The sequence below is a fragment of the Corynebacterium sp. HMSC11D10 genome (assembly GCF_001806995.1).
Lineage (GTDB): Bacteria > Actinomycetota > Actinomycetes > Mycobacteriales > Mycobacteriaceae > Corynebacterium > Corynebacterium coyleae.
In genome coordinates this window covers 1-5,723 of record NZ_KV787041.1, presented here as the reverse complement: position 1 = coordinate 5,723, position 5,723 = coordinate 1, and the positions used below count along the sequence as shown (strand labels likewise).

Below are 5,723 nucleotides of genomic sequence, written 5' to 3'. Positions count from 1 at the left end.
TGCGTCCGGGTACCTACACCGTTGAGGTGGATGCGCCGCAGGGGTATACCGATCCGGAAATTAAGGATCCTGTGGTTGTAAAACCGGGTCAATCCACCGTGATCCCGGCAATCACCGTTAAAAAGGAAGAGAAGACAGAAGCGCCTACTACTAGCACGCTCGTTCCAGAACCGACTACGGACAAGCCAGCTCCGGAACCGCAGCCGCAGCCACAGCCGGAACCGGAACCGACCGAGGAGGAGACCACTCCGGCCGAGACCAAGCCGTCCATTACCGGCACGGTTAAGGACAAGTACGACAAGCCGCTGCCGCAGGATGGCGAGGGTAAGCCGAATGTCACGGTTTATGGACCTGATGGCAAGAAGATTGTTGACAAGGTCGAGATCACGGACCCGGAGGGCAACTTCGAGATCCATGGTCCGGACGACAAGCCGCTGCCTGACGGTAAGTACATCGTCGAGGTAGAGACGCCTGAGGGCATGAACAACCCGCGTCCGCAGATCGTTGAGGTCAAGGACGGCGAGTCCGATCCGATCGAGTTCAAGGTCGACAAGTCGGAGCGTGACCGCAAGGATAAGTCTGACCGCATCGGTGAAAACACCGTCGGTGGTTGGTTGATCGATGAGCACGGTAACCCGATCCAGGGTGCAAAGATCAAGTTCATCAAGAAGGATGTCGCTGATCCGAACACCATCTCGGTCGATCCCCGCACTGAGGAGACCAAGGGACCGGAGTACTTCGACTACGAGATTCCGCTCAGCGTTGATGGAGACGGCTTCTTCGTCACCCCGGAGATCGATTTCCAGTACTTCCCTGAAGGCGTCGTCGATTTCGACATGGAAATTGAGCTGCCGGAGGGCTGGCCGGACACCGACATCAACGGCAAGCCGCTGAACCGTAAGGTCACGGTGAAGCAGGGCGAGCGTACCGACATGGGCGAGATCCGTGTCAAGGCTCCGATCGATCAGTCCATTGAGGGCAATATCAACGACGGCAACGGCAATGCTGTTCCGGGTACCAAGGTCGTAGTGACCGACCCGAATGGCGACTCCAAGGTCATCGGCGTTGAGGACGATGGCTCCTTCAAGATCGACAAGATCAAGCCAGGCGTCAACGAGATCGAGATCCTGACTCCGGGTAGCGACCGCGAGATCGACAAGATCAAGGTTCCGGTCCGCCCAGGCGACGATGTGAAGCTTCCGGAAATCAAGCTGACCAAGAATGCTTCCCTGAAACTGGAGAAGCAGGTTTGGGGCCGTGACGCCGACAATCTGGGCCAGGTTAAGGACAAGGACGGCAATCTTGTCGACGATGTCATGACCACCCTGCCTGGCGAAGATCTCTACTACGAGCTCTTCATCACCAACACCGGTGATACGCCGATTAAGAACATCGAGATCGATGATCCGGAACTTCAGTCGCGCAACATCGAATTGAAGATGCCGGAAGGCTGGACTGCTGAGCTCGCCCCGGGTGCAACCGAGGTGATTAAGGCCAAGATGAAGGCTCCGGAGGATGCGTTCGACTTCAACAACGTCGCTACCGCCTTCGGTGAAACCTCCACTGGTGAAAAGGTAGGTTCCGCACCGGATTCGGCGTACACCAAGTTCATCAAGGCAGAGGTGCACAAGAAGGTCAACGCCCGCTTTGCTACCAACCCGGACAAGCCTGTTCGTATGGGCGTCGGCAACGCGCTGAAGTTCACCTACGAAATCCAGAACACCGGTTCTGCACCGATGGTGAACGTGGAGCTAAAGGACGCGATCTTTGAGGGCGATGCCAAGGACAAGGATGGCAACGACGTTCCAGCTGATCAGCTGAAGAAGGTCAAGGATCTTGAGATTAAGAAGCCTGAGGGCTTCAACGGCACGTTGCTGCCAGGTCAGCGTGTGATCTTCACTGCGGAGATTCCGGAAGGTCTGGCAACCAATGTCCGTCACCACAACCAAGCACAAGCAACGGGTGAACTCCCGACGCGTCCGGCTCGTGGCCGCGGCCTCGCGGGTGAACCGGACTACGGCGATGACCCGTCATCCACGCTGATCATCTCCCCGCGCGAGAACCTCAAGGGCAACGCTCACATCATCGTTGACCAGGGTGCTCCGCTGGCTGACAACCTGCGTCTGATCGCATGGGTTGATGAGAACCAGAACCGCACCCAGGATGAGAACGAGAGCCTCGCAGGCCTGAAGGTCAAGCTGGTTCCGACTGATGGTGGCCCGTCCATCGCGGGTGAGACCAACGAAGACGGCAACGTCTACTTCGAGTCCACACCGTGGGGTGAGTACACCTTCCAGATCACGAATCCGGGCAACCTGCGTCTGATTGACCCGCGTGATCCGGAGAAGAACTCGTCCCGTCCGGGCTCGATCCTGGAGACGAAGCCGTTCAAGGTTCGTGGCAAGTTCTCGGAGCCGTTCGAACTGCGCCCGGCTGCAGATGATCCATCCCAGAAGGAAATCGTGATCGATCTGCAGTTGAAGAAGGACAACAGCGACATCGCCGCAGGCGGCGGTATCGGCAAGGACAACGAGATCGTTGGCGAGGACGGCAGCTCCCTGGGCAAGTGCCTGGCCACCGCATCCTCGGTATCCAACCCGGTTGCGTGGCTGGTGCCGATCGGCCTTCTCGGTGCAGTCGCCGGTGGTATCGGTGTGATGTTCGAAGACGAGCTCAACGCCGCGGCCGCACAGGCCAACGAGGCAGTGCGCAGCGTGATGCCGAACGTGAACATTGAAGTCCCGTCTGTGTTCAACCAGTTCCAGGCGCAGATCGACCAGGTCAACCGCCAGCTGTCCCAGATCAATCCGGCCGCCCCGGCTGCGGTTGCCGGTGTTGGCCTCCTGGCTGTGGCTGGTCTGATCATGGGTCTGTACTACGCCAGCTGCCAGTTCGGCTGGAATGTAGAGACCGAGGGCAGCAGCTCCAACAACAAGGCCGAGGCAACGGAGACCGCCAAGCCTGAGGAGCCTGCGGAACCGGCTGAAGCCTAAAAGCTGACCCGCCTACGAAACCGATGCAAATTGCTCGGCGAGTAGGCGGGTTTCGCTTTTGTTCGGGATGTATTGTGAAGTCCAAGGTTGGCGTATACATTCATATGTGGTTTTTGGGGGCGCTCGCGCGCGCTTTTTCTATTCTCGAGAGGTAATAATGGCAGCAACATCCAAGGCAAAACGTGCCGTCGGGCTTTCGCTCGCGGCAGCAGTCGCAGGCTCGATCGCACTCGTGCCGGTCGCAAACGCGCAGGAGAGCGCTACTGCGAAGGAGACTGCGCCTGTGACGTCGTCTGCTGCGGTGGACCCGGTGTCGTCGACAAGCAATGCGAGCAGCGTATCGACGACCCCAGCAACCACCCCGGCCACCGCCAACACCCCCGTGGCGGATTCGGCCGCGCCGGTCACGCAGACCCCAGCCAAGGATTCGAACCTTTCGGACGCTGCAAAGGCATTTGCTGCCTTGTTCTTGGATACGCCGGGTAACGGCACCGGTACCTCTGGCGCGCAGTACAACTCCAAGGGCCGCACCTACACCGCTCTTGCGCGCCACCCTGAAAACAAGCTGCTGTACGCCATCTCCCAGGACGAGGAGGGCAAGGACGCCGGCCACCTGCTGCGCATTAACGCCAACGATGGTGGTCTGATGGATCTGGGCAAGATCGACCTCAAGGGTGACGACGCCACCAAGATCGACACCGCTGCCTTCACCGCAGGCGGCACGCTTGTGCTGTTCGGCGAGGACAAGGTGTACACCCTGGATCTTTCCGACGATAAGTCGGGCGCCAAGAACACCCCGCTCGCGTTCACCACTAAGCCGCTGAAGATCGACGGCGTAAAGGAAGCCGGCAAGCCCGCCGCATGGGCTGCCGACGGTGAGAAGAACGAGACCTCGCTTGTCGCCCTGTCCACCAACGACAAGGGCGAGGCTTACCTGTGGCACCTCGACGTCGACGAGAAGGCCCCAGCCGCGACCCACACCGCTGTGACAGTGCCGGAAAAGGCAACCCTGCCGAAGGTAAAGGCACTGAACTACGCCTACAAGAACGAAGACGGCGAGTTCGTCTTTGCAGACGACGACGCGACCGCTATCCACGTGAAGGACAACGCGGTTTCTAACGTCGTCGCCAAGGGCGATGAAGCTGACAACTTCGCCGGTGTCGCTGGCCTCAAGCTGCCTGGCCTTGACAACCCGGAGACTGGCGCTGCAACCCCGACCGCAACCCCGGGCAGCGAGACCCCGACGAACCCGGCCACGACCACCACGCCTGCCACCGAGACCCCGACCAACTCGGCCACGACCCCAACCGCGCCTGCGGCTGAGGATGACTGGGTCATGGAGGTCCTTGTCCGCACCGATGACAACAAGGCTGTTGAAGGCGCTGAGTTCAAGAGCGCTGATGGCCGCGTTGCCGGTAGGACTGGTGCCGACGGACGCGCAAACGTCGTGTTCGATCTGAATAAGGACGCTAAGGATCGCAAGCTGATCAAGCTCACCTTGATCGAACCACCGCACGGCTACAAGAACACGGAAATCCAGGTCCAGCGCAACGCGAAGACCGCAGAGATCGTCCTGCCGCGTGACCCGAACGTGACCACGTTGAACCGTCCGCAGCAGATTTTGAAGGCGATTGATGAGTTCAAGCCGATTGCCACCAAGGTTCTCGGCCCGGCTGCCGCAATGGCCGGTGCCGCGGGTCTCGCAGGTGCCGGTGGCGGTGCGAAGACCACGAAGTCCTCGGCGACGCCACTGCCGCTGAAGACCACCCCGAGCCGCTCCACGGGCCGCACCACGTCCGTGAAGAACGCAAGCAACAACTCCAACCGCGTTGCTGCGAAGGGTTCGACTTCCACGAAGAAGACCACCACCTCCTCCAGCAAGGAGCGCGACGGTGATCTTGCGGATACCGGTACGCCGATGCGCGCCGTGATCTCCCTCGGCGTCCTGCTGATGCTGGTGGGTGGCGCCTACCTGGCGCTCGGCCGTCGCCGCGAGACCAACGAGAACTAAAAACCAGGCATAGAAACGCCCGCCGGATTCGACACCGGCGGGCGTTTCCGCGTCTGTGGGCTGATCGTCTAGCTGGGCTTGTGATGCTGCTAGACGATCTCGTTTCGGCCTCTGTGTTTGCCCTGGTGGTGTTGGGGTTGTTTGTCGTTATGGGGCTGATCGTCTAGCTGGTGTTTCGGGGTGCTAGACGATGAGCGTTGGGGTGGTGTTCTCCTGGTCTGCTAGTGGTGTTCGGGATTGTGCTAGCAGATCGAAAGATGCCGGTGGTGTTTGTCCAGGTCATGTTGGGCATGGTGTTTATTAGTGGGCTCATCGGCTAGTTGGGCGCGAAACGTACTAGCAGAACAGGGCTAAAGCGCCCTGTTTTTCGTGTCTCGAAGGCTATTGTTGCGTGTGTGCTCGTAAAACGGGGGTAATTTCCGGGGGGAATCAGGTGGTGCGGGTTGCTGAACAATCCGCACGTCACACCCATTTCGAGCCGTTTTCACAGTCGTTGAACAATCCTCCCGACCATTTCCGGGTCGTTTTGAAGTGCTGTTCCGGCATTTCCCCAGGTCGCGATTCAAACGGGCGGGTGTTGGCTGAAAACACCCTTAAACCGCATACTATGCATGCATAAAGATTGTTCAACGAAGTGCACCCAAGGCAAAACAGATCGTTCAACAACCCTTCGCGCCAGTGTGGTTTGTGGGTTGGATTGGTGAACAATCCAGACGTTA

General features: G+C 59.3%; 2 protein-coding genes and 1 pseudogene. 2 read left to right on the top strand and 1 reads right to left on the bottom strand.

The genetic code is table 11. The annotated features are described in order from the left end of the window. Together HMPREF3120_RS12095 and HMPREF3120_RS04585 are read left to right on the top strand one after the other, a co-directional pair. Positions 1-2,993: pseudogene (locus HMPREF3120_RS12095) on the top strand (hypothetical protein); the annotation flags it as partial. 157 nt (positions 2,994-3,150) lie between these two features. Further along, on the top strand, positions 3,151-5,004 hold the full coding sequence (locus HMPREF3120_RS04585) for a hypothetical protein (protein WP_141739370.1): 1,854 nt from the start codon (positions 3,151-3,153) through the stop codon (positions 5,002-5,004). A 462-nt stretch (positions 5,005-5,466) separates the two neighbouring features. On the opposite strand, the gene HMPREF3120_RS12275 is transcribed toward HMPREF3120_RS04585, so the two are convergent. After that, on the bottom strand, positions 5,467-5,723 hold a 257-nt coding region (locus HMPREF3120_RS12275), incomplete at its 5' end, for a hypothetical protein (protein WP_210384493.1).

What these genes read in the sequence shown, in the direction of transcription:
- HMPREF3120_RS04585 (WP_141739370.1), top strand. Translation starts at nt 3,151, where the DNA reads ATGGCAGCAACATCCAAGGCAAAACGTGCCGTCGGGCTTTCGCTCGCG.